This is a genomic window from Streptococcus sp. HMSC067A03, assembly GCF_001814295.1.
GTDB lineage: Bacteria > Bacillota > Bacilli > Lactobacillales > Streptococcaceae > Streptococcus > Streptococcus constellatus.
In genome coordinates this window covers 1-247 of sequence record NZ_KV815665.1, presented here as the reverse complement: position 1 = coordinate 247, position 247 = coordinate 1, and the positions used below count along the sequence as shown (strand labels likewise).

Genomic DNA, 247 nt, shown 5'->3' with positions numbered 1-247 from the left:
TCAACATTGGCTACTGTGCTTCCAAAAAGATGTGGTCTTACGGTTTGAAAGTGCATTTGGCGGTGACAGAGTCGGGCTATATTTTGGATTATCTGGTTACCCTTGCCTCAGTCCATGATATTCAGGTAGCAGAAGAATTGCTGGAGACCGTGTCCCTTATTCTCGCGTTTTAGGAGATTTGGGATACCTAAGTAAAGAGTTGAAAGAACGCTTGGAGGCAAAGGGGATTCATCTTTGGACGCCGCTT

General features: G+C 45.3%; 1 pseudogene. It reads left to right on the top strand.

The features are described from left to right. Nucleotides 1–247: pseudogene (locus HMPREF2963_RS09095) on the top strand (transposase); the annotation flags it as partial.